We start from the raw sequence: 22,052 nt of genomic DNA, 5'->3' as shown, positions 1-22,052 counted from the left end.
CTCAATGAAGTATGTCGTACTTATAAGGCACGGGGAAAGCTACACAAACAGAAATGGTATACTTTCCAGTGAACTTAACAGGTACAGACTTACTGAAGAGGGGATAGAGCAGGCGAGGTTTACAGGTGAGCAGCTTAAGGGATTAAAATTTGATGGAATTATAACCAGCCCCGTGCTTAGGGCAGTTGAAACTGCAAACATTATAAATCAATACCTGAATTTAGAAATAAAAACTGATGAAAGGGCAATAGAATCTGATTTTGGAGAATACAATGGAAAGAGGATAGTTGACATACCGGATAAGTCACGGGATGAACTTGGCATGGAATCATTTGAATCACAGCAGAAAAGAATGGTGGACCTTATAAATTCATTTAAAGGGAATTATATAGTAGTAAGCCATGCCTTCCCAATAAAATGCGCCATTTCATACTATCTTGACCTCTGTGAGGAGGAGAGCTTCGGAATAGACATAAGGCATGCGTCCATGTCTATTATCAATTCTGAAACTGGAAAAATATTATCAGTTGGGTCCTTGCTTCTATCCAGAAGAATAAAAAGCTTATTCAGTGATTAACTTAATTTAACTGGTTTCCCGTGAGGGCATGTCTGTGGCTGTCCCAGGCTTTTAAATAATTTCTGCACTGATGAGTCATCCATTAAATAGTCAATTTTTTCTATTTGCTCACATGCCTTATCTGAATTTACCCCACTTCTGGTCAGTATGAGTTCAAGGGTCCTGTGTGCCATAATAATTTCACTGTAAATAGAATTGCCGTAGGGTGTCAGGGAAATCACACCGTTGGTTTTGCTTATTATATTTTTGGACTCGAGCCTCTTTACAAGCTCAAATGCTGTGGGAGCTTTGATTTTTAATATATCTGCTATATTGAATAGCCTTATAGGAAAACCAGAATTTTCATGCAGTGCCACAATGCAGTCCCGCTCTTTCCTGGTAATATTATATTCCATGATATTAGTATAATACTAAAATATTTAAACTTAATTGATGCCATTGACCATCTAGTGATGTCATTCTCCGGCCAGGAAGGCGGGCTTCACGCTTCCCTGATAAATAATAGGGTTCCTATAGATAATTAAGAAAGTGGCCCTGTGTTTCTATAACCACATATTGTTATCATCTAAATTGTCTATGAATTCCCTGCTTATTCCTTTCTGGACAAGATAGTACTTATTCGGTATTATTTCCATCTCAACTGCATTGTCTATTATTGTTTTTAGGGGTACATATCTCATGCCCTTGTATGAGAAGTTTCCAAATATCCACGGAGGTATGTCAAAGTAGTTTGGGATATTATGCGGTACGGCCTTTCCCAGAACTTTATCCAGTATGGATGCTATCTTTTCATTGTAGTACCACTTTTTGAAAAATAAATTATTGCTCGCACGGGGTTCATAGATATTCCATGTGATTCCGTATCTTGTTTCCCTTCCCGTAAATACAGCATTTCCGCCAAAATCATCTATAACAGTCTTGGGCGGGTCTTCCTCTATGCCAGTAACAGCATTTATTACCTTAATGTGTGGATTTGCCTTTATTTTGATATAATTGCTTATTAATGATTCCAGCTCATTGACCTGCGTGGATGAGAGATCGTAATCATTTTCCAGCTGGATGGATAGATCTACGTAATATTCAACAACCGATTCCTCTGGAGGGTTATTTATCAGTTTCAGATAGTAAAAATAACGTTCACCATTCATACTGCACCACGATATAATAAATCAATGACAATATTTAACACTATCGTTCAATATGCGCTAAAACAACATTTTTAAACCTGATAGGTAGGTATGTATTGCTGGAATACTATAACCTTCGAATGGTTCCATATTAGAATCCTAATATTTCTTTCAATTTAAATACAGGTAAGTTATTATCAAGAAATGAAAATAGGCGTTATTGATAATGGCGGCCAGTGGACACACAGAGAATGGCGTGTAATCAGGTCTCTGGATGTGGATTCAGAGATATACCCGAATACCGTTGATAATCATGAGCTCGATAACCTGGATGGCCTGGTGCTTTCCGGTGGACCTGCCAGCATAGAATCGGAGATTGGAAAACTTGGTTATATTAAAGAGTACATAGAATCACATAATTACCCTATTTTAGGCATATGTGCAGGTGCACAGTTTATAGCACTAGATTCTGGGGGCAGGGTGGAAAAGGCCGTGCATCCTGAGTATGGAAAAAAGAAAGTGACGTTTACCAGGAGTGAGTCAATTTTCGAGAAAATACCTGAGCATATTAACGTCTGGGAAAGCCATAATGATGAGATAAAGGTCCTGCCAGAAGAATATATACTGTGTGCATCTTCAGATACATGCAGGGTCCAGGCATTCTATCATAAAAGCAAGGATATATTTGCAGTGCAATTTCATCCAGAGGTAAACAATACAGAATACGGAACAGAAATTTTCAGAAACTTCATAAGTGTCTGTAAAAAATAATAAGGTGGAAGTCTATGCTTATTTTGAAGTCAGATACATTAACAGGGATACTGGACGATAAAAATCTAATAGCATATTTTGGGAATGATAAGATACATCTGCCCAGAAATGCCTGTATAGAGCCCGGAGATACTGTTAAAATAAAAAACAGGGAGTTTATAGCAGTAAATCCAGACCCTGCATTTTTCAGTGAGATATCTGGCCGAAACACCCAGGTTATACTTCCATTTGATGCGTCTTACATCATTTATGCTGCCGGGATATCTCCGGGGAAGAGGGTCCTGGAGGCAGGGGTAGGAACCGGATCACTCAGTTATGGAATTCTTAAGGCAGTGGGAATAGAAGGAAGTCTCACAAGCATGGATATCAGTGAAAGTAACATAGCGCTGGCCAGGGAGAAAGTGGCAGGCTTTATTCCTGTTGAAAACTGGGAAACGCATGCAGGAGATATCAGAACAGCTGCCCTGGATGGAAAATTTGATGTGGCCATACTGGACATTCCAGATCCGTGGAATGCCGTAGAAAATGTGAGGAAGTATATGAAGCCAGGATCTTTTCTTGTAACATATTCTCCCAACTTCAACCAGGCGGAGAAAAATGTAGTTGCAATGAAAAATTACAGATTTCAGGTACTGGAAACGGTAGAACTCATAAAGAGGAATATCATAGTCAGGGAAAATGCAACAAGGCCGGATAATAATATAATTGACCACACTGCATTTATAACATTTGCAATAAGAAAATCAGGAATTTAACAACAGGGTAGGTAGTCATTCTGGTTCTTCTATTCCCAGTGTCTTGCTTATTTCCTTATAACGGTTCCTTATAGTTACCTCTGTTACCCCTGATACCCTGGCAACATCCTTCTGTGTTCTTGCCTTCCCATTTTTCATAGCTGCTATATATATTGCTGCTGCAGCAATTCCAGTGGGGCCCTTCCCTGTAGATATACCATTTTCTCCTGCAAGCCTTATAATATGTTCGCTGTCCATTATTACCTGTTTATCCAGTTCCAGTTTATTGCAGAACTGCGATATATATGAATAGGGGGTTGTGGGTTTTATATTAAGGGCCAGTTCTTTTGCCAGATGCCTGTATGCCTTTCCTATCTTTTTTTTATTGACGTCAGAAACACGGGCAATTTCATCCAGGGTTCTGGGAATATTAATCATTCTACATGATGCGTAAATTGCCGCGCATACAATGCTTTCTATGCTTCTTCCCCTTATAAGATTCTTTTCTACCGCCTTTCTGTAAATAAGGGCAGCATTTTCCTTTATGTCCTTCGGAATTCCCAGCTTTGCACCATCTTCATTCAAAACCTGCAATGCCAGTGCCAGGTTTCTCTCGACCGCATTGCTTACCCGGATTCTCTGGTGCCATTTTCTGACCCTATAAATCTGAGACCTGTTTTTATGGGGTATGCGTTTTCCATAATAATCTTTATTCGACCAGGATATTTCTGTTACCAGCCCCTTATCATGGCTCAAAAAACTCATGGGTGATCCAGTCCTGGCCCTTTTTTCATCCTGCTCAGAATCAAAAGAACGCCATTCGGGGCCCTGGTCTATTAGGGAATCTTCAATAACTATGCCACAGTCAAAACATGTTAATTCTCCTCTGTCATAATCCTTAACCAGATGAGTGGAGTTACATTCTGGACATTTTTTTATTTCATCTGTTTCCATAAGCACACCCAAATATTAAATAGATATTACCATAAGTATTAAAGCTTTATTATATTTGGGAGCTAAAAACAGGGCTAAAATTTTATCAGTAAACTGTATAACAGTTAAGCAAAACAAGCAATATACATGTTTATGCACGAATATTTTAATATGATAACAGGTAGTTTTAATAATATTACGGTAAGTTTATATACTCTTATTGCATTTACTAATAGATATGAAAAGTGAGTGCACCATAATACATACTTTCAATAATGAGATATTATTGAAGGCTGATAATTGCATCGGACTTCATAATAAACTGGTTAATGAACATGACGCAGTTATCGGAAAAATTACAAAAGTACTGGGACCTACCAGGGATCCGTATGCACTTGCATACATATCCGGGAAAGATAGCAATATCCAGAAAATATATATAAAATGCTAAGGTGATAAAAATGGCAAATGAAAAGAAAAAAAATATTTACGAAATAGATAAATGCCCGGAATGTGGTTCTTCACAGCTTGTTAGAGATTATGAGCGTGGAGAGCTTGTATGCTCAAACTGCGGTTTGGTCATTGATGACAGTTACATTGATGAGGGACCTGAATGGAGAGCCTTTGACTCAGAACAGAGTGAAAGCAGGGCAAGGACAGGTTCACCGATGACATATACAATACACGATAAGGGTTTGTCTACAGATATATCATGGAAAAATAAGGATTCATATGGAAAATCTATACCCACCAGGAACAGGGCCCAGCTGTACAGGCTAAGGAAGTGGCAGAAAAGAATTAAGGTTTCAAATGCCGCAGAACGTAACCTTTCACAGGCATTGCAGGAATTAGAAAGAATGGCATCCAATCTGAGCATACCAAACGATGTGAGGGAAACATCTGCAGTCATATATAGAAAGGCAGTAAAGCAGAACATGATCCGTGGAAGATCCATAGAAGGAGTTGTTGCAGGATCAATATATGCTGCATGCAGAATAACTAATGTGCCCAGGACCCTTGATGAAATCGCATCTGTAACTAGAGTGAAAAAGAAAGAAATCGGCAGAACTTACAGAATAATGGCAAGGTATCTGAAATTGAATATACTTCCATCAAAACCTGATGACTATGTCAACAGGTTCTGTTCAAAACTGAGGCTTTCAATGGAGGCCAGAAAGAGAGCAGAGGAAATCCTGAAAATGGCAATAGATAACGACCTTACATCTGGAAAGGGACCAACAGGGGTAGCTGCTGCAGCAATTTACATAGCCTCATTGATTACAGGAGAGAGGAGAACACAGAGGGCAATTGCAGAGGTAGCCGGGGTAACAGAGGTAACCATAAGGAACAGATACAAGGAATTGACTGAAAAACTCAACCTCACAATTGAGGAATAAATTTATAATTCCTCTATTTTTTTAAAGGTTTCATAATCTCTTACTATATCATCAATGAGATTGTATATAGATGAAATTTTTGCATTTTTGATTTCAATAATTATTTTATTGTCGTTGCATTCCATAGAGATGTCCTGATTATTGTCCTGTATTAGTGAATTATATAATTCATTGCAGTGTTCTTCGTCTATTGTTATGCATATTTCCATAAAATGGTATGATATGATATATTATGATATTTCTGTTTCATGCTGATACTGAGGGGAATGCCCTGTTATAAAAATTACAATGCTAAAATTTTTATGCAGTCCTGTGATACTGAATTTATAAGCTCTAAAATCAATAACAATTGAGCTTTGTATGACATTATACATGCTATACATAAAAAAGCGGAGGTTACCGAGTCAGGCTAAAGGTGACAGACTCAAAATCTGTTCCCAAAGGGGTTCGCCGGTTCAAATCCGACCCTCCGCATTTGATAATACAAACATTTTATGGTTTTCTATAGAGAAATCAAAATCTAATATTCTTGATAGTGTACCAGTAGATTTGAAATTTATCCAATTTTGTTAGAATTATTAATACCGGATTGGCATAAAAATTAATAGTATCCCGAACCCTTAAAATAATAGTTTTTAAGGTGGGTATTATGAAGAATATCCACCTTTACTTCCTTAACGTTTCAATTATCTTCTGATACTGTTCCTCAGTTATTTCTCCTTTTGCCAGTCTTTCTTTTGCAATGTTTTCTGCATTATTGGACCACATACCATGTCTTTCCATGTAAGTGCCCCTTACATTCGCCAGTAAGAAACGCACAAATATTATAACGAATATAATGGTTATTATTGCCATTACAGGCATCATAATAGCTATGCCTATGCGTGCATACATATTAGCTGGCATATTGAACGGGGGGTAAGGACCATTATAGTAATTCCTGCCGAAAAGCACAGCCATCACGACTGAAATAGTTGCCATAACAGCAACAAGCGCCACCAGTATCCAGACCATATTCCAAATTTTCTTTTCCATACTCTATATATTCGGGAATAGCTTTTAAACTCTATCTGAAACCAGTTTCATGGAACTATTTGAAATAGGTTTCAGGAAGAATTATTTCATTTGTTACACCTTTTCTTTGTTTTAATATTACTCCTTTGTTTTCCAGGGATGTAATGGCTCTTGAGGCTGATGCCTTGGATATTCCTGAAGAGGAAACAATCGTGCTCTGAAGCATTACATTACCGTGCTTCATGAGGAGATCAATAATGCCAAGTTCTGTCTGGGAAAAAAATTCTGTTGTTAGTATCTCTTTTCCAGGGGGGTTATCGTCAATTTTCTTGGGGCCAGGTGATGGTACCATTATGATTTTTCCATTATTATGATCTGCAAACAACGGATATGTATGGATAATACCGCGGAGGGAAACTCCAAGAATGCCGATATTGATTGATACAACAATGAAAATTAGGTAATAATAATATAAATTCAAACGGTATCCAAGAAGAACAACGGTTGTCATTATGGTAATTGAAATCATTATTATAATAACTGAAAGGAAAATTGAGATAACATAAAAAACTACCGATTTCACAATTGAGTTTTCGTTTGCCTTTTTTGAGTTTTCTCCATTAGTATGCTCCTTACTTTTCATGCAATATAAACCTCTACCTTTAAATAAGCTTTTAATACCATACCACACATGCCAAAGCTACCTGTTTCAGGCACTATGTATCAACCCTGTTTATGATTTGCCAGATTTGCGCCTGAAATACATTATTTTAAACTTAATCAATTTAGGTTATATAATTTTACATATAAATAGTATAGGATAAAATTTTTGATTTAGGGCCAGGGAATTTCTTGGATGAATCATACAGTATAGTTCATTTAATCAAAATATATTTATCATAAATTAACCTCCATTATCATGTCTGATCTATCAGAACTTCAGCGAATAGCCAAAGAGTTTATTGATAAAAGGGACTGGCGACAGTTTCATACTATAAAGGATCTTGCAATGAACTGTTCAATAGAGTCAAATGAACTAATGGAGATACTACTGTGGAGGGACCAAAATTTTGAGAAATCTATCCTGGAGGGTAATGATAAAAAGTCGCTTACAATGATAAAAAATGAGGTTTCTGATATTTTATTCTCCTGCCTTGCAATAGCAGATCATTTAAATTTTAACCTTGAAGACGCCTATATGGAGAAAATGAAGGAACTTGATGTGAGATACAATCCAGATAAGGTTAGAGGAAAACTTACAAAGATACCATCGCCGGATAATTCTAATAAACAGTAGCTTATTATATTAACAGTTTATTTTTTAGATATAAATCATAGAATCTTGTACCACGGTTCATCAAATCCTCTGGGGTGCCTTCCTCCAGTATGCTTCCATGATCTATGTAATAAATATAGTCCGAATTTACAATAGTTTCCAGATGGTGTGCTATGATTATTATTGTTTTACCATCCATAAACCGGAAGATTGCATTCTGAATGATGCCCTCATTTTTCAGATCGAGCTGTGAGGTGGCCTCATCCATTATTATGATCTGTGGATTATTTACAGCTGCCCGAAGTATTGATACTGCCTGCCTCTGGCCCTCTGATAGATTTGTACCCCTTTCACCGACCTCATAATCCAATCCCAGCGGCCCAAGAATTGCTGCGAGTCCCAGTTCTTCCATCTTCGCATTTATTGTGTGTTCAGGGATGTCAGGGCTAGCAAACCTCACATTTTCCAGTATGCTGCCCTCAAATAGAAACGGGTCCTGCAGTATGACCCCGAAGAGCTTCCTGTATTCCAGCGTATTGAAGTTATTTATATCAACACCGTCCATGGTTATGCAGCCGGAAGTGGGCTTATAAAAGTTCAGAATAAGGCCTGACAGGGTCGTTTTTCCAGCCCCAGTTTTTCCGATTATGGCTATTTTCTCCCCCTTTCTGATATCCATGGAGATATTGTTGATTATTCTCTCCCTATCATATGCGAACGAGACATTTTCAAAAGAAATTTTGTTTTTGAACACAGGGAGTTTATTTCCTCCGGTATTGTAATCAACATCCTCGTCTATTATTTTGTATATTCTTTCAATAGCAATTGATGAGGACTGATAGGAATTATAAAACTGGGATAACTGGACTATGGGGTTGAAGAAACTCTGGACATAAACTATAAATGAAACCAGTATTCCTATACTGATTACCCTTCCGAAAACCTCCGATCCACCCTCGTAAAGGACTATCATTATTCCCAGTCCCTCTATAACCTGGACAATACTGGAAAATATGGATGTCAACCTTACAGCCCTGACATTTGCATCGTAATTCCTGGAATTTACCGATTCGAAATTGTTATTAAACACATCCTCTGTACCAGAACTTTTTATGGCCTTGATTCCGTTTATTGATTCGCCCACATTTCCCGTAAGTTCTGCTATACGCCTTCTTACATTTATATAGTTAAATTTTATTTTCTTATTCATCAGCAGTATCGTTGCCAGTAGCATGGGAATTATGATAACTGCATAAAGTGTTAGAACCGGATCAAGGTAGACCATTATTATAATGGATGCTATAATTCCGGCTATTCCAGCAACAACCTGTGGAAGCTGGAATGTAAGGAAGTCAGAGAGGGTTTCCGCATCATTTGTGATCCTGCTTATTATCTGTCCAGCATTTTTGCCTGAGTAATATTTAAGTGGCACATACTGGAGTTTTTTGAAAGCCCGGTTTCTCAGATTTTTAATAACCTCCTGGGAGGTGTTCATCATATACTTTGTCCTCCTGTTTTCTGCAGCATAATTTGCCAGGTATATGGCAAGGTATCCCGCTGCCAGGAATATGAGTATTCTGAATTTCAGTGCTATGATTGAGTCTGTTGCTATTCCTATAAGGTACGGGCCGATCATGGCTATAAGGGATGAAGCAAGTATTGATCCAACAATTATGCTGGAATTCCGCCGGTATGAGAGCACCTCCCTGATCAGCCTTATAAAATATTTATTCAATGTTATCACCCCGGAATCTTCCGGAAAACAGGTCAGAGAAGTAACCGTTTTTATGGATTAAATCAGAAATCTCTCCCTCCTCCCTCAGCCTTCCATTTTCAAGGACAAATGCACGGTCAGCAAGCATCACAGATGAGAGCTTGTGGCTGATTACTATGGTGGTTTTTCCTGTTATAAATTCCCTTATTGTACTGAGGAAATGTGTTTCGGTATCCGCATCAAGATTGGACGTTGAATCATCGAATATTATTATTTCCGGATTTCTTACAATAATTCTGGCTATAGCAATTCTCTGCTTCTGCCCCCCTGAAAGGGTGATTCCCCTTTCTCCCACAGCAGTTTCATATCCCAATGGAAGGCTTTCAATGAAGTCATCCAGCATGGAAAGCCTTGCCGCCCTTTTTACCTCACTGTCAGGGTACTCATTTCCCATGGTTATGTTATATCTGATTGTCCCGGAGAACAGTATGGCATCCTGGGAAACTATGCCTATCTTCTCCCTGATAATTTTATCGTCAACCTCCTTTAACTCGTTTCCATCCAGGTAGGCATGGCCCGTATAATTCTTGTAAAGCCCGGAAATTATATTTACCAGTGTGGTTTTGCCTGCGCCGGTTTCCCCAACTATGGCGACGCGGTCTCCCCTTTTTATTTCCATATTTATGTCTGAAAGTATGGTTGTTTTGCCCGAACTGTATGATAGATTCTCCAGCTTTATATTTCCCTTGATTTCAGGGACAAGATTTCCGTGCGTCTCAAAACCATCACTGTTTATGGAATTTATTCTATCCAGGCTTGCCATACCATTTTCATAGAATGATATATATCTTCCATAAAATCTTACAGGCCTGAGCACAAGTGTAAATATATTTACCGCAGCTATGACGCTTCCAACAGAGATTACGGAGTCTATGCTTTCAATGCCGCCGTATATGAGGACAAAGCCAATTGCCAGGCTCAAAAGCAGTGTCAGGAGTGGATTGTATAGTGACCTGACACCTGCTATTCCACGGTAATCCTGAAAATATGAATCAGTAGAATCGTTGAATTTGTCTATTTCCTCCTGCTCTGCAGTAAAACTCCTTACTACCCTGTTTCCTATAATATTCTGATTTATTATGCTATTCATTTTTCCATATTTATTTCTGAGAGACCTCCAGAATGTTCTCTGTTTTCTCTGCATTACCACAGTAAAGTAAATTATGGGTGCTATCACTATAAAGAATATTATCGTAAATCCGTAATAAAGCCGTGTTAACTCTATTCCAGCTATGACTATAAGGAATGTCACGCTGAACAGGTTTGAAAGAGACATATTTACAAGCCTCCTCAGGGTTTCTATATCCATTGTAAATTTAGATAGTATATTGCCGGTGGAATTGCTATTGAAATACTCATAATTTTTTGACAGTAGTTTATGGAATTCATTCTTTCTAAGGTTGTACACAAATTTCTGACTGGCCTTGTTGGACAGGTAATCAATCAGAAAGTCGAACACGGAGGATGCCACTGTTACAGAAAATATAAGAAGGGCAAAGTGGAGTATTATTGCATAATTCCTTGATACAAGCTCGTTAACTGAATCTCCTATATATAAAGGAACAAGAAGCCTCAGATAGGCATAGGCAAGCGATGAGGCTATTACCACCACTATGAGATGCCACACACCCCTTATATTTCTGAATATTATTGAATATCTGTTCACAGTAAGTAAACATTGTTTATGTTTATTTTTATTTTTTGTATTTTTCACCGGGAATAAAAGATCCTGGGCTTAATGAATTTGCCACATCAGAATAACCCTCAGGAGCCGCAGATTTTTAATAAATAAACTTATATAATTACATTAAATTAAGGTATTATATGACAATTTATCAGGGTAAAAGCACAAAGAAGTTTACTGGTGGGAAATTAAGGAGAAACCACTCAAAAAGAAGATACGAGCTTGGAAGGGAACCATCATTCACAAAGATCGGGGAAACAGAACGCAGGGCGCTAAGAACCATGGGAGGCAACAGAAAGCTGCTTTTGCTAAAGGAACAGTATGCAAATATATACAATCCAGAGGACAAAACAACCAAGAAGCTTAAAATCCTTACAGTGAAGGAAAATAATGCTGATCCTCATTATGTGCAGAGAAATATAATGAACCGTGGCACCATAATATCAACAGATGAAGGCAATGCAAGAATTACATCAAGGCCAGGCCAGGATGGAATTATTAATGCAGTACTGTTGAAATGATAGTTTTATACTCACAGTATTTCAATTCTGGAATTTCCAGAAGACTCGGCAGAAAAATAAGCAGGGAAAGGGCTAAAAACTATTCTGATGGAAAACTTGAGCAGATATTGAAATCCATGAATGTAAAATATGAGGTAAGGGATGCCCATTATTCCAGAATACCCTATGAAGATTCCAAAATGTTTATTGTGGATGGAGATATAAAAAAATCTACACTCATAAAAATTGTAGAAGAAAAATTGCAGTAGCTCCAGGTTATTTTATTTACTCCCATTTCAGGAGAAGTGGGTTGCACAACTCATTCTCGTACAAATTTTGATTCAATGTGAACGTTGAAATATATTTCTCTGGAATAGAAAGACTGCCCAGCGGATAAATGGTGCGGTAAAGCAAGAGAATAGTCTACAGGGAATGGCTTTAAGGCTTTGGTTTACAATGGGTATAATGGACATGTTAACTATGCGACCTATGTTTGCCCGAGTATTTCTTTTTATATTCATAGTATTGCATTGGGTGTTTAATTTTCGGGCATAGTGGGTCGTTACCCATGAAACATAAATGGTTTGATTTCAATGTGGCGCACTTCGGTGGAGAATACTCCGTACCAGAAATTATTCCGGTAATATGGTTTACCTGATAAGTGGTCAAATCTTCTTTGAAGTCCGGAACAGTTCTAAAAAGGGATATCATATCCTCATTCGTCATGCCTGCATTGTGAAGGAAGCTAACAAGTGTAAATCTGGCTAGATGTGCGAGATTTTCTCCGTCTCTCATCTGTGTAATATATGTTTTAATACAGGGAGGAAACATTGTAAAATCCACATCCCCCAGTGATATTGTGCTTTTTGCCTTGATTTCTAGGAATTCGTTTTTTATTTGATCCAGCTGGTCTATGTATTTCCTGAATATATTCTGTGAATCACCTGCGGACATTGCACCGTATATGCCCATTATTTTTACCACAAAGTCCTCCCTAAGGAGATGTATAAACTGTTCCTTTGTAACATTTATGGTACCATTTTTCAATTTCTGGTAGATGAGCCTGTATTTATAACCGGATAATTTTCTATTATTCTTGATAAAGAAATCAAATGGTATTATGAAGCTGTTGCCTTCTACAACTGCATCTATGCCGGCACTATCACAGTAGAAAATAATGTTTTCATTATCTTCCCTTGAAATCCTGTGCAGTTCTTTTTCGAAAACGTCCCTCTGTGTTATCACAAATCTGGATGTTAGCCCGTTTTCATTTATGTAGCGAAGCATCCACATAACTATGGCAAATGCCTTCTTGCCAAGGGTAATGCTATATGCTTCTTCCTCACTGTATTTTCTTATGAGCCCATTCAAATAATCTAGAGCCTCCCTTACGGATCTCCTGTCATCCAGATCCAGTGAATTTACAGTATCGTCTATTTTACGGGAATTTTCTATAAATTTAAAATCAACAAAAAAATTAGAGGTTATCATTTCTACAGTTCCAGAAGGTCTCTGGTTGCAGTGGTTATTTCCTCATGGCCATTCTTTTTGATTATTATGTCGTCCTCTATCCTAACACCGCCAAATCCTGGGATATATATCCCTGGCTCATCTGTAACAACCATGTTTGGCTTCAGAATGAAATCTAAAGTAGGAGAGAGGGCGGGATGGTCATGAACGTCAAGGCCTACTCCGTGCCCCAGCCCATGTATGAACCGCCCCGGATACTTGCTGTCTATGATGTCACGGGCTATTTTATCTATATCCTTGCCGTTAGCCATGGCGGTAAGGGCTTTCTTGCTCTCTGCCTGTGCAAGCCTAACTGTTTCATATATATCTCTCTGCTTTTCATCTGCCCTCCCAAACACCACGGTTCTTGTTGTATCGGAGCAGTAACGGTTGTACAGGGCTCCGTAATCCATTAATACAAAGTCATTTTTCTTGAGTTTTGCATTTCCAGGGGAGTAATGTGGTATGGCAGAATTTTTTCCGAAGGCAACAATTGTTTTGAATGATTCTCCTGATGCCCCATTTTTCATCATGGCATAAACTATATTGGCAGCAAGTTCCGATTCTGTCATGCCTTCACGGAGTGTTTTTGTAAAATCTTCAAATGAATCACTGGCAATTTTAGCAGCCTCCCTTATATCCTTTAATTCACTTTCTTCTTTTATTTTCCTGGCCTCATCTATAGACTGGGAGACATCAATGAATTCCTTGTCAGGTATCAGTTTCATCAGCTGTTTATAGAGGTCAAGTGTGAGTGCCGAATAATTAAGGCCAACATTTACATCGTTTTTGAAAGTATTTTTTACTATTTCATCCCTGTCCTTTGCATTTTTATAAACAATGACATCAAGGCCCGTCTCCCTGGCAGCTTCCTCCTCAAGGGCAGATGTGATAATAGTTACCTTTTCAGGCTTAACATGAAGAAGTGAACCCTCAAATATACCTGATTTTGCTCCTGTAAGATAAAAAAAGGTCTTGTCTATCTGGTTTTCCCCTCCATTCATAACCAGTATGGAATCAACATTTCTAACATAGTCAAATATTCTCCTTTCTTTCATTATTACTTATTTAGACTGTTAATATAACTATTTCGCTCTGAAGCGGAATATATTTTAATCCACCGGCAATAACCTTCCATGTATGACCAGGTATTTTCTGGAAGATTCCTTTACAGGGGTTCATTTCAGGAACTTGATATCGGCGTTAATAATGGGATTATTGCAGGAATTAAAAAACATATAGCAGGGGAAAGGAAAATCCTGAAACATGCAGTAATGCCTGCAGGCACCGATACACATGTACATTTCAGGGACCCGGGAGAAACAGACAAGGAGGATTTTGCAACAGGGACAATATCCGCAGTATATGGTGGAACCTCAACGATTTTCGACATGCCCAATAACAGGGTAAAGATAGATAATTATTCAGCATACAGTGATAAACTCGAAATTGTGAGGAGAAAGGCTTTCTGTGATTTCGGCCTATATTCAATGTTTACCGGAAACAATGCACAGATTATTTCAAAGGAGTCCTCCGGGATCAAAATTTACATGGGAGAAACAACCAATGCATCAGGCACGTCCAGTTTCAGTGAATCGGGCATTGAATCTGTAAATGCAATGAATATACCGGTAGTTTTTCATGCAGAGGATGGAAAATGCCTTGGAAGCCACAATGGAATGGCCAGGAACCTAAAAGAATACTCTGCTATAAGGCCTGAGGAATGTGAGAATGTGGCAGTAAAAAACGCTACAGCTATGGGCTTCAATAAGGGCGTAATTACACATATGACACATTTTATTGATACACCGTATACAAAGGAGGTTACCCCGCACCACCTTCTCCTGAATTATGATATGCCCCTGGGCTCATATGGAAAGGTAAACCCACCACTGAGATCCCCTGAAACACAGATGGACCTGTTGCATAATTATGCTGTCGGAAGTTTTGCCGTGGTTTCATCTGACCATGCACCACATGTTCAGGGTGACAAGGGCGAATTTGAATTTGCCAGATCTGGCATTATAGGAGTTGAAACCAGGGTTCCACTTATACTGGCACTGGTTCAGAAAAAAATTGTCCCATTTGAGATATTTTATAAAACCTGCATACTGAATCCCGCAAGGATGTTCAACCTGAAAAAGGGAGAAATAGATACAGGGAACTACGCTGACTTTATTTCCGTTGATTTCTCTTCCATGGAAAGAATAAATGATTACAGGCTGCACTCTAAAAATCCCGGTTCACCATTTAATGGATTTGATGCAATTTTTCCTGATAATGTGATAATCAGGGGCGAATCAGTTATAGAGAACAGGGAACTGGTAAATGATAGGACCGGAAAGTATGTAAATGACCTTTAAACTTCTAGGATAAACCGAATTGATTCATTACGTCCTTTATTTCATAGCCATATGATTTTTTTGAGACATAATCGCTCATGGACTTTATAGAATCGGTGGCGTTAAATGGACAGGCCTTGTGTACAGGCAGCTGGAACATTGCGTTATCGTTGTCTGAATCGCCAACAACAAGGATTTCATCCCATTCTATATTGAGCATTTTCCTTATCATTTCAACTGCATAGCCCTTGTTCTGATTTCTATTCATTATATGCCATGTAAATTTACTGTTAACTATTTCCAGATCCCATCTAGCAGCCTCACTGCTAACAAGAGATTCATCCTCCGGATTCATGGAAAATGCAGCTGAGGTCTCCCTCCACTGGTTTGTAAAATATGGCACAGCTGAGGATTTCTTTGAAATATATTCAAGAAATCTGAATGGCCTGGATTTATCGAAAAATTTCTCAATAGTGCTATTATAATACATAATGCCACCATTTTCCCCGAAGACAGGGCCGTTTATCCCGAGAAAGGTTCTCAACCCGTACATTACAGGGATTACATTACCGCTTATCAGGGAAAATTTGAGTCCTTTCTTAATTCCATTTGCGATACAGGAAACAGCCTCAGGGTTCAGTACCCTGTTCTGGTCAGTTATTGTTCCGTCCACGTCCAGGACCGTAATTTTAATCATAATTGGCAATATTTATAATGCTAATAAATATTTATAGGAAATGAAAGATAGAATGCTGATAAACATTTCACTGGAAAGAATCAACACCTTATTTTCAGAGGCAATGAAAACTGATAATATTGAACTCTCCAGGCGCTATATAAAAATTATGGAAAAAATAGGAATGAGAATGAACATAACAGTTGATAAAAATATAAAAAGAATGTACTGCAAGATTTGCAAAACCCCGTATAGAAATATATCTGTAAAGGTGAAAAATAAAATGGTCTTGATCCACTGCCCCTACTGCGGCAATATAAGGAGGATACCTTTAGATAAAGAGGAGAAATAAATTAATCCATTGTTTCAAGTTCAAAATAAACGTTAAAACCCTGAAGCGTTGCCTGAATTTTATCTGCGAACCATATGGCATCGTCTGCTGTTGCTGAATCAGGCCAGTTATATACCATATCCTGTTCTCCTTTTATTAGGGAAAATCCCAGCGACCTTAATCTACCTACTACTTCACTGGGTTTTGTACCCTCGCTATTAAATATCACCTTAAGGAATGTTTTCATATTACCGTAATCCCGCAACCTATAATTATTTTTCCTTGGAAGTTACCTCATTTCCAATCTTTGATGGCCACCAGTTATACTTATTCATTACAGCCATAATTACAGGAACGAAGAACATCCAGCTCACGAATGTATCTATTAAGACGCCAAGTGCAAGGCCAACCCCTATCTCCTCTATAATGCCCAGTCCACTGAAGTAGAGGGCACCAAATGTTGCAAAGAGCAGTGAACCAAGGGTGATTATTACCCCACCATTTTCTATTATAGAATTTTTTATGGCATCATCGTTCTTCATCCCCTTCATGATGTTTTCCTGGACCTTTGTAATCATGAATATATCATAATCCAGGCCAACAGCCAGCAGTGTAATGAAGACAAACAGTGGCAGGAATATTATTACAGGCAGATGCAGAATATAGTAGAATATTATATATGTGATTGAGAGGGCCATCATGACAGCGGCCATAACCATGAGTATCAGCCTTACAGGGGTAAGTGCCGATGCGAGCTGTATGAGCAGTATTATGAAAATTGTTATTCCAAGAAGTGGAACCATGTTATCAAAGGAATGTGATGTAAAGGAATATGCATTGTTAAGGTATTCTGTTGTGCCGCCCACGTATGCCTTGTAATCTGAAGGCCCGGCCACATTAGACACAATGGATGGCATCTTATTAACAAAATTTGCTGATGGGTTGCTCCATGCCACATTGGAAAGATAAACCACTATTTCCACAGATCTATTATTATTATGTCCTATATATGTGGCAGTCTGGCTTTTGTATTCATTGCCATAAAGCGGTGATTGCAGGTCTGTGTAATTTACCCTTTTTTCATATGGATAGCCAGGGCCAGAAATACTGTGAACGTATGGAGAATCAACAAGATTGTCCTCCATGGCAAGTGTCTGATTATATTCTGTACTGTTAAACTGCAGGGCACCGGTACTGTTTGTATACATGATAGGGGATGTGAAATTAACCATAACATATGCTGGATCGAATAAATCATAATGCAGTGAGCTGTTTATTACAGTTGTTGCCTGGACACCACTGCTTGCAGGTATAAGCTCGAAAACATCCATGTTTGTTGGCGTTGTTGAATATATGAAGAGTGCACCAAGGGCCACTATAAGAAGGATAACTATTATTTTCTTCTTGTTGTTAAGGGCAGCATGTGCCACCTTCTCCATGGATTTTTCAAATGGAAGTTTCCTGTTCTCCTCAAGCTTATGGGGCCAGTAGGCCTTCTTTCCCCACTGTGCCAGTATGGCGATCAAAAATGTATTGCCAAGTATGATCGTTACCACAGCTGCTATTGCATTGGTAAGGCCTGCGTCACTGAATATTGGTATATTTGATATCCACAGTATAATATATGAAATAGCCACTGTGGTTCCAGATGTAAATACCGCATGCCCGGCCCATTTAGAGGATTCTGGAATCGCGTCCGGATTTTTTGCCCTTACCTCGCTGCGGTATCTGGCCAGTATGTAAACAGAATAATCTGAGGCTATACCAAGAATTAATATGAGTAAAAGCGTGGGCGTTATAAACGAAATCGTTGTATGGAACACATATTTATAAAGAAGCCCGTTTATTCCTGCTGCTATAACGGATGAAAACACGAATATCAGGAATGGTAGGAAGGCGGCAACCGGTGACCTGAAAAATATGCCGACTATGAATATGGATATTATTATACCGATTATCAGTGCAACTATAAGGCCATGTATGGACTCACTAGCAAGCTGGTTATTTGCAACTGTTGATCCCGCAAGATAATAAGAACTGTTAGAAATCTTTGAACTGTATGTTTTTTCCATGGATTCTATATGTGACTGCTGTGCAGCTGTAATGTTTGTTTTATAATCAAATATCATTATAAGTGTTGAATTTCCTGGATTTATAAGGGATGAGGATGCGTATGAGGATGGCAGAATAGGATACTGGTTATACGCTGTATTATTCATTATTGAACTCACAAACTCATGGTAATTTTTCCCACTGTTATTGTAAAGAGAAAAGAGGTAATTTGAGAAATATGGTACATTGATCCTTATGAGGGGATTTGCCAGAGGTTTGGCATTATTGATTAAATATACCTGGCTCGAGTTGACAAGGCTTACAGTGTAGTTTTCTACAGCGCTATTAAAACTTATTTTATTGTTTAAAACTGGAACTATTGTAGAATTTATAGTCGCTACGAATTTATATACGTTTTGTTCAAAAAGTGTTTGGTTGGAAACAGATTTAGGGAAAAGTTCACCAAGTATGGATATAAACGAGGATTTGTACGGTGAGGTTTGTGTTATATTAGCGATAGCATCCGGTATACTTTGCGTCTTGCTAAGATTAGAAGCAGTATACTGAATTAAGAACTTAGTTGCATTTTCCAGTTTATAAGTGCTATTTGAATAGCCCATTAAAGTTTTATTTTCAACTGTGAAAATGCTGGTGGTTCCATTATACCCAACATTTATGCTTTTAAGGTAAGCTGCCATGGAATGCTGGAATTCCATCATATCCCTGCTAATTGTCAGGTTATCAATTGAGGTGCCGTTGGATACAATGATTATGGAAGGATCTGAAGAACTGTTGAACTGTGATGTAAGTATGTCATTGGCCTTGGAAGACTGAGAATTTTTTGTAACAAGTGAATTGGTAAGATTATAGGATGTATCGGTAAATATAAGGGTTGCCGGATATGCCATGAGTAAAAAGGCTATAATCCAGAATACAAGTACCTTTTTCTTGTTCCTTTTAACATACTTTCCAACCCTATAGAAGAAAGATTCAAACATTGATAAGGTAATGGATGCTTAAAATATAAAGTTTATGAGTAAATAATTCTTTACATGAATTATTATATTTCAATAAGAATTTATAGCCGTGATACATGAAAAACCATGCAATTAAAATATACACATATAAATCTCTATGAATATTTTTACAGTCTGGTGAAACAGATACCGGATGGATATATTACAACTTATGGGGAACTTGCAAGGGCTCTTGGCGATATCAGGGCAGCAAGGGCAGTGGGATATATGCTTTCTATCAATTCAGACCCGGAAGGAGTTCCATGCTACAGGGTTGTTCATACTGACAGGAGAGTTGGAAAGTATGCACTGGGAGTTGAAGAAAAGGAAAGAAGATTGAAGAAGGATGGAATTGTAATATCCAACGGAATAGTAGAAAATTTTAATGATCGTTTCTTTTCTGATTTCAAGACAGATTATCCTCTTATAAAGCTCCAGAAAGAACAGGAAAGAATAGGGCAGTTTGCTTCCTTCGAAGACGTACAGGTGGCCGATAGTTATGCGGCCATTGACGTATCCTACGATGGCAGGAACGGTTACGGGGCGATGGCAGTTTATCAGGATGGCGGGTATGCCATAAAAACGCTTTACCAGCAGGTGGATTTCCCATATATACCCGGATATCTGGCGTACAGAGAAACACCGTTCATAGAGCAGCTTTCAGAAGGATTTAATGGCATGTTGATCATAGATGCCAATGGGATCCTTCATCCCAGAAAATGCGGGCTGGCAACCTTTGCAGGTACCATAATGGGAAGACCCACAATAGGCGTTGCCAAATCACTTTTGCTGGGAAAACCGGATTTGAATGGGTACATAGTATACAACGGGGAGAAATTGGGGTACATGATTAACAGGCACTGCATCGTCAGCCCCGGGAATATGATTGAAATGGAGTCAAGTATAAGAAAGATAAAGTTATTAGGAAAAGATAAATATCCTGATATACTGAAAAGAGTTCACAATGCAACTGTGGACTTTAGAAAGCGGAGATTGCCGAGCTAGGACAAAGGCGATGGATTCAGGGTCCATTTCCGCAGGGATTCGTGGGTTCAAATCCCACTCTCCGCATCTTATCATCCCGTTATATTGTTTTTTTATTGGTATTCACGTTGATCTTTTAGAGGTTATTTTCATTTTATTGGATATAATAAACAGCACTATGCCAACTACCATTACAGTAACTCCCATAATCATCCACATCAAATTATATGAATGGAAATGGTCTATTATCATCCCTGAAATAGGTGTTCCCAGTATCGTTCCAGAGCTAATCAGCAGTATTCCCATCCCACTGTACATTCCAACCTTTCCTGTGGGTGCAATTTCTGAGGTCATTGAAACAAATACACCATTCCAGGAAATTGCAGTGATACCTACAAAAATAGAGAATATGTAAGCAGTGAAAATATCAGATGAGAATCTGGGAAGCAGAATAATTACTGCGGCAGCGAAAACCATAATAAGTGAGAATGTTTTTATGTGGTTCTGACCAAACAACCTATTTCCCAGCCTCGTCCACAGGATTCTACCGAATATGGCACTGATGAGAACGGAGTAAAGAAATGATTCTGCAATGAGGGTTCCAAATTTGATATTTCTAAAGTAAAGTACATAGTACGTCATGACAGATTGCTGTGACCACGACATGAAAAGCGCTGAAAAACCTATCAAAAGTAGATATTTGTCCTTTACAGTTTCAAACATTTCTTTTATATATTTTCCAAGCTGGAATCTGTCTTTATTCACTGGATTTCTCAGGGGGAGTATGATAAGCAAGATTGCTGCCATGGTTATGATTAGGAGATAAACATGTGGTATTCCTACCTTAATAACCACAGGAGGGAGCATTATTGCTGCCAGTGCGGCACCCATTGGAACACCTGCCTGTTTCACCCCCATTCTGGTAAGATGCTCTGGATAATATTCTTCCATTATCTGGCTATTGGTTGCAGGAGTGAGCATGCCATAGCCGAAGCCTATGAAATAAAACCCGGCCAGGAGAGTAGCATAATCCCTTGAGCCGAAAAGGACAGTTGACCCTATAGCCATTATCCCAAAGGATAATTTCATGGCATTATGATGGCCTATCCTGTCCACCAGAAATCCTGTAAATACAGCAACACTGGAGGAGCCTATGAAAAGTATGCTTGTTATAAGGCCTACCTGTGTTGCCGTCAGAATATAATAATTCTTGATAAACGGTGCAAGTGGTGCGTATGACGAATCTATAAAATTCCCCAGTGCAATGATAAACATGCTCTGGATAACTGCAGGTAGATGCCTGCTTGCAGTTTTGCCAATAGATCCAACCATTTTAGCCTTATTCGTTTTAAATA

25 protein-coding genes and 2 tRNA genes are annotated in these 22,052 nt (G+C 38.4%); 13 read left to right on the top strand and 14 right to left on the bottom strand.

Annotation, left to right across the window (positions count from 1 at the left end; translation table 11 throughout):
• Positions 1 to 4: 4 nt before the first annotated feature.
• Positions 5 to 577 (top strand): 2,3-diphosphoglycerate-dependent phosphoglycerate mutase, encoded by a 573-nt coding sequence (locus tag RE471_RS03610; protein ID WP_309215422.1) that lies wholly within the window; start codon positions 5 to 7, stop codon positions 575 to 577.
• Here RE471_RS03610 and RE471_RS03605 read toward each other — a convergent pair.
• Both RE471_RS03605 and RE471_RS03600 read right to left on the bottom strand, forming a co-directional pair.
• Positions 574 to 972 carry a metal-dependent transcriptional regulator gene (locus tag RE471_RS03605; RefSeq protein ID WP_309215421.1) on the bottom strand — a complete coding sequence of 133 codons (399 nt, stop codon included), beginning with the start codon at positions 970 to 972 and terminating at the stop codon, positions 574 to 576. The genes RE471_RS03610 and RE471_RS03605 overlap by 4 nt on opposite strands.
• Before the next feature lie 147 nt (positions 973 to 1,119).
• Positions 1,120 to 1,725 carry a hypothetical protein gene (locus RE471_RS03600; RefSeq protein ID WP_309215420.1) on the bottom strand — a complete coding sequence of 202 codons (606 nt, stop codon included), beginning with the start codon at positions 1,723 to 1,725 and terminating at the stop codon, positions 1,120 to 1,122.
• Between the two features lie 183 nt (positions 1,726 to 1,908).
• Between RE471_RS03600 and RE471_RS03595 the strand changes: the two genes are divergently transcribed.
• Together RE471_RS03595 and RE471_RS03590 are read left to right on the top strand one after the other, a co-directional pair.
• The gene (locus RE471_RS03595) at positions 1,909 to 2,475 is read left to right on the top strand and encodes a GMP synthase subunit A (protein WP_309215419.1); all 567 of its coding nucleotides are present in this window, start codon (positions 1,909 to 1,911) and stop codon (positions 2,473 to 2,475) included.
• Positions 2,476 to 2,489: 14 nt separating this feature from the next.
• Positions 2,490 to 3,230 (top strand): methyltransferase domain-containing protein, encoded by a 741-nt coding sequence (locus tag RE471_RS03590; RefSeq protein ID WP_309215418.1) that lies wholly within the window; start codon positions 2,490 to 2,492, stop codon positions 3,228 to 3,230.
• 15 nt (positions 3,231 to 3,245) lie between these two features.
• On the opposite strand, the gene RE471_RS03585 is transcribed toward RE471_RS03590, so the two are convergent.
• Positions 3,246 to 4,163 (bottom strand): transcription initiation factor IIB, encoded by a 918-nt coding sequence (locus RE471_RS03585; RefSeq protein ID WP_309215417.1) that lies wholly within the window; start codon positions 4,161 to 4,163, stop codon positions 3,246 to 3,248.
• Positions 4,164 to 4,380: 217 nt separating this feature from the next.
• Between RE471_RS03585 and RE471_RS03580 the strand changes: the two genes are divergently transcribed.
• Together RE471_RS03580 and RE471_RS03575 are read left to right on the top strand one after the other, a co-directional pair.
• Positions 4,381 to 4,593, top strand: a complete 213-nt coding sequence (locus tag RE471_RS03580; RefSeq protein ID WP_309215416.1) for a hypothetical protein — start codon at positions 4,381 to 4,383, stop codon at positions 4,591 to 4,593.
• Positions 4,594 to 4,603: 10 nt separating this feature from the next.
• On the top strand, positions 4,604 to 5,539 hold the full coding sequence (locus RE471_RS03575) for a transcription initiation factor IIB (protein ID WP_298275827.1): 936 nt from the start codon (positions 4,604 to 4,606) through the stop codon (positions 5,537 to 5,539).
• 2 nt (positions 5,540 to 5,541) lie between these two features.
• Here RE471_RS03575 and RE471_RS03570 read toward each other — a convergent pair whose 3' ends face one another.
• A complete protein-coding gene (locus tag RE471_RS03570; RefSeq protein ID WP_309215414.1) occupies positions 5,542 to 5,748 on the bottom strand; it encodes a KEOPS complex subunit Pcc1 in 207 nt (68 codons plus the stop codon).
• A 180-nt stretch (positions 5,749 to 5,928) separates the two neighbouring features.
• On the opposite strand from RE471_RS03570, the gene RE471_RS03565 reads away from it, so the two are divergent.
• Positions 5,929 to 6,013, top strand: a tRNA-Leu gene (locus RE471_RS03565).
• A gap of 192 nt (positions 6,014 to 6,205) precedes the next feature.
• On the opposite strand, the gene RE471_RS03560 is transcribed toward RE471_RS03565, so the two are convergent.
• Positions 6,206 to 6,574 carry a hypothetical protein gene (locus tag RE471_RS03560; RefSeq protein WP_309215412.1) on the bottom strand — a complete coding sequence of 123 codons (369 nt, stop codon included), beginning with the start codon at positions 6,572 to 6,574 and terminating at the stop codon, positions 6,206 to 6,208.
• Between the two features lie 55 nt (positions 6,575 to 6,629).
• Positions 6,630 to 7,196 (bottom strand): MarR family transcriptional regulator, encoded by a 567-nt coding sequence (locus RE471_RS03555; RefSeq protein ID WP_309215411.1) that lies wholly within the window; start codon positions 7,194 to 7,196, stop codon positions 6,630 to 6,632.
• A 276-nt stretch (positions 7,197 to 7,472) separates the two neighbouring features.
• On the opposite strand from RE471_RS03555, the gene RE471_RS03550 reads away from it, so the two are divergent.
• Positions 7,473 to 7,850 carry a MazG-like family protein gene (locus RE471_RS03550; protein WP_309215410.1) on the top strand — a complete coding sequence of 126 codons (378 nt, stop codon included), beginning with the start codon at positions 7,473 to 7,475 and terminating at the stop codon, positions 7,848 to 7,850.
• A gap of 4 nt (positions 7,851 to 7,854) precedes the next feature.
• On the opposite strand, the gene RE471_RS03545 is transcribed toward RE471_RS03550, so the two are convergent.
• Entirely contained in the window at positions 7,855 to 9,573 is a 1,719-nt protein-coding gene (locus tag RE471_RS03545; protein ID WP_309215409.1) for an ABC transporter ATP-binding protein, read from the bottom strand.
• Entirely contained in the window at positions 9,557 to 11,269 is a 1,713-nt protein-coding gene (locus RE471_RS03540) for an ABC transporter ATP-binding protein (RefSeq protein WP_309215408.1), read from the bottom strand. The genes RE471_RS03545 and RE471_RS03540 overlap by 17 nt, the downstream gene beginning before the upstream one ends.
• 158 nt (positions 11,270 to 11,427) lie before the next feature.
• Between RE471_RS03540 and RE471_RS03535 the strand changes: the two genes are divergently transcribed.
• Positions 11,428 to 11,808 (top strand): 30S ribosomal protein S8e, encoded by a 381-nt coding sequence (locus RE471_RS03535; protein ID WP_309215407.1) that lies wholly within the window; start codon positions 11,428 to 11,430, stop codon positions 11,806 to 11,808.
• Positions 11,805 to 12,056, top strand: coding sequence for a signal recognition particle subunit SRP19/SEC65 family protein (locus tag RE471_RS03530; RefSeq protein ID WP_309215406.1), 252 nt, complete (start codon positions 11,805 to 11,807; stop codon positions 12,054 to 12,056). The genes RE471_RS03535 and RE471_RS03530 overlap by 4 nt, the downstream gene beginning before the upstream one ends.
• Positions 12,057 to 12,261: 205 nt before the next feature.
• On the opposite strand, the gene RE471_RS03525 is transcribed toward RE471_RS03530, so the two are convergent.
• On the bottom strand, positions 12,262 to 13,278 hold the full coding sequence (locus tag RE471_RS03525) for a DNA primase large subunit PriL (RefSeq protein WP_309215405.1): 1,017 nt from the start codon (positions 13,276 to 13,278) through the stop codon (positions 12,262 to 12,264).
• A gap of 2 nt (positions 13,279 to 13,280) precedes the next feature.
• The gene (locus RE471_RS03520; protein ID WP_309215404.1) at positions 13,281 to 14,354 is read right to left on the bottom strand and encodes an aminopeptidase P family protein; all 1,074 of its coding nucleotides are present in this window, start codon (positions 14,352 to 14,354) and stop codon (positions 13,281 to 13,283) included.
• Positions 14,355 to 14,432: 78 nt separating this feature from the next.
• Here RE471_RS03520 and RE471_RS03515 point away from each other — a divergent pair, with 78 nt between their 5' ends.
• Positions 14,433 to 15,659, top strand: a complete 1,227-nt coding sequence (locus RE471_RS03515) for a dihydroorotase (protein WP_309215402.1) — start codon at positions 14,433 to 14,435, stop codon at positions 15,657 to 15,659.
• 4 nt (positions 15,660 to 15,663) lie between these two features.
• Here RE471_RS03515 and RE471_RS03510 read toward each other — a convergent pair whose 3' ends face one another.
• Positions 15,664 to 16,335 (bottom strand): phosphoglycolate phosphatase, encoded by a 672-nt coding sequence (locus RE471_RS03510; protein WP_309215401.1) that lies wholly within the window; start codon positions 16,333 to 16,335, stop codon positions 15,664 to 15,666.
• A gap of 40 nt (positions 16,336 to 16,375) precedes the next feature.
• On the opposite strand from RE471_RS03510, the gene RE471_RS03505 reads away from it, so the two are divergent.
• On the top strand, positions 16,376 to 16,666 hold the full coding sequence (locus RE471_RS03505) for a ribonuclease P (RefSeq protein ID WP_309215400.1): 291 nt from the start codon (positions 16,376 to 16,378) through the stop codon (positions 16,664 to 16,666).
• 1 nt (position 16,667) lies between these two features.
• Here RE471_RS03505 and RE471_RS03500 read toward each other — a convergent pair whose 3' ends face one another.
• Together RE471_RS03500 and RE471_RS03495 are read right to left on the bottom strand one after the other, a co-directional pair.
• Positions 16,668 to 16,892: a hypothetical protein gene (locus RE471_RS03500; RefSeq protein WP_298275172.1), complete on the bottom strand. Its 225-nt coding sequence runs from the start codon at positions 16,890 to 16,892 to the stop codon at positions 16,668 to 16,670.
• Between the two features lie 25 nt (positions 16,893 to 16,917).
• Positions 16,918 to 19,695 (bottom strand): MMPL family transporter, encoded by a 2,778-nt coding sequence (locus RE471_RS03495; protein ID WP_309215399.1) that lies wholly within the window; start codon positions 19,693 to 19,695, stop codon positions 16,918 to 16,920.
• A gap of 105 nt (positions 19,696 to 19,800) precedes the next feature.
• On the opposite strand from RE471_RS03495, the gene RE471_RS03490 reads away from it, so the two are divergent.
• Together RE471_RS03490 and RE471_RS03485 are read left to right on the top strand one after the other, a co-directional pair.
• The gene (locus RE471_RS03490; RefSeq protein WP_309215398.1) at positions 19,801 to 20,718 is read left to right on the top strand and encodes an endonuclease V; all 918 of its coding nucleotides are present in this window, start codon (positions 19,801 to 19,803) and stop codon (positions 20,716 to 20,718) included.
• Positions 20,700 to 20,784, top strand: a tRNA-Leu gene (locus RE471_RS03485). The genes RE471_RS03490 and RE471_RS03485 overlap by 19 nt, the downstream gene beginning before the upstream one ends.
• A gap of 36 nt (positions 20,785 to 20,820) precedes the next feature.
• Here the strand turns inward: RE471_RS03485 and RE471_RS03480 are convergent.
• Positions 20,821 to 22,029, bottom strand: a complete 1,209-nt coding sequence (locus RE471_RS03480) for an MFS transporter (protein ID WP_309215397.1) — start codon at positions 22,027 to 22,029, stop codon at positions 20,821 to 20,823.
• Positions 22,030 to 22,052 lie beyond the last annotated feature (23 nt).

The organism is Ferroplasma sp. (genome assembly GCF_031200575.1).
Lineage (GTDB): Archaea > Thermoplasmatota > Thermoplasmata > Thermoplasmatales > Thermoplasmataceae > Ferroplasma.
This window is presented reverse-complemented; position numbering and strand designations above follow the sequence as displayed.

What these genes read in the sequence shown, in the direction of transcription:
- RE471_RS03490 (WP_309215398.1), top strand. Translation starts at nt 19,801, where the DNA reads ATGCAATTAAAATATACACATATAAATCTCTATGAATATTTTTACAGT.
- RE471_RS03550 (WP_309215410.1), top strand. Translation starts at nt 7,473, where the DNA reads ATGTCTGATCTATCAGAACTTCAGCGAATAGCCAAAGAGTTTATTGAT.
- RE471_RS03595 (WP_309215419.1), top strand. Translation starts at nt 1,909, where the DNA reads ATGAAAATAGGCGTTATTGATAATGGCGGCCAGTGGACACACAGAGAA.
- RE471_RS03495 (WP_309215399.1), bottom strand. Translation starts at nt 19,695, where the DNA reads ATGTTTGAATCTTTCTTCTATAGGGTTGGAAAGTATGTTAAAAGGAAC.
- RE471_RS03480 (WP_309215397.1), bottom strand. Translation starts at nt 22,029, where the DNA reads ATGGTTGGATCTATTGGCAAAACTGCAAGCAGGCATCTACCTGCAGTT.
- RE471_RS03515 (WP_309215402.1), top strand. Translation starts at nt 14,433, where the DNA reads ATGTATGACCAGGTATTTTCTGGAAGATTCCTTTACAGGGGTTCATTT.
- RE471_RS03525 (WP_309215405.1), bottom strand. Translation starts at nt 13,278, where the DNA reads ATGATAACCTCTAATTTTTTTGTTGATTTTAAATTTATAGAAAATTCC.
- RE471_RS03570 (WP_309215414.1), bottom strand. Translation starts at nt 5,748, where the DNA reads ATGGAAATATGCATAACAATAGACGAAGAACACTGCAATGAATTATAT.
- RE471_RS03520 (WP_309215404.1), bottom strand. Translation starts at nt 14,354, where the DNA reads ATGAAAGAAAGGAGAATATTTGACTATGTTAGAAATGTTGATTCCATA.
- RE471_RS03610 (WP_309215422.1), top strand. Translation starts at nt 5, where the DNA reads ATGAAGTATGTCGTACTTATAAGGCACGGGGAAAGCTACACAAACAGA.
- RE471_RS03535 (WP_309215407.1), top strand. Translation starts at nt 11,428, where the DNA reads ATGACAATTTATCAGGGTAAAAGCACAAAGAAGTTTACTGGTGGGAAA.
- RE471_RS03505 (WP_309215400.1), top strand. Translation starts at nt 16,376, where the DNA reads ATGAAAGATAGAATGCTGATAAACATTTCACTGGAAAGAATCAACACC.
- RE471_RS03575 (WP_298275827.1), top strand. Translation starts at nt 4,604, where the DNA reads ATGGCAAATGAAAAGAAAAAAAATATTTACGAAATAGATAAATGCCCG.
- RE471_RS03605 (WP_309215421.1), bottom strand. Translation starts at nt 972, where the DNA reads ATGGAATATAATATTACCAGGAAAGAGCGGGACTGCATTGTGGCACTG.
- RE471_RS03510 (WP_309215401.1), bottom strand. Translation starts at nt 16,335, where the DNA reads ATGATTAAAATTACGGTCCTGGACGTGGACGGAACAATAACTGACCAG.
- RE471_RS03600 (WP_309215420.1), bottom strand. Translation starts at nt 1,725, where the DNA reads ATGAATGGTGAACGTTATTTTTACTATCTGAAACTGATAAATAACCCT.
- RE471_RS03560 (WP_309215412.1), bottom strand. Translation starts at nt 6,574, where the DNA reads ATGGAAAAGAAAATTTGGAATATGGTCTGGATACTGGTGGCGCTTGTT.
- RE471_RS03530 (WP_309215406.1), top strand. Translation starts at nt 11,805, where the DNA reads ATGATAGTTTTATACTCACAGTATTTCAATTCTGGAATTTCCAGAAGA.
- RE471_RS03580 (WP_309215416.1), top strand. Translation starts at nt 4,381, where the DNA reads ATGAAAAGTGAGTGCACCATAATACATACTTTCAATAATGAGATATTA.
- RE471_RS03555 (WP_309215411.1), bottom strand. Translation starts at nt 7,196, where the DNA reads ATGAAAAGTAAGGAGCATACTAATGGAGAAAACTCAAAAAAGGCAAAC.
- RE471_RS03500 (WP_298275172.1), bottom strand. Translation starts at nt 16,892, where the DNA reads ATGAAAACATTCCTTAAGGTGATATTTAATAGCGAGGGTACAAAACCC.
- RE471_RS03585 (WP_309215417.1), bottom strand. Translation starts at nt 4,163, where the DNA reads ATGGAAACAGATGAAATAAAAAAATGTCCAGAATGTAACTCCACTCAT.
- RE471_RS03590 (WP_309215418.1), top strand. Translation starts at nt 2,490, where the DNA reads ATGCTTATTTTGAAGTCAGATACATTAACAGGGATACTGGACGATAAA.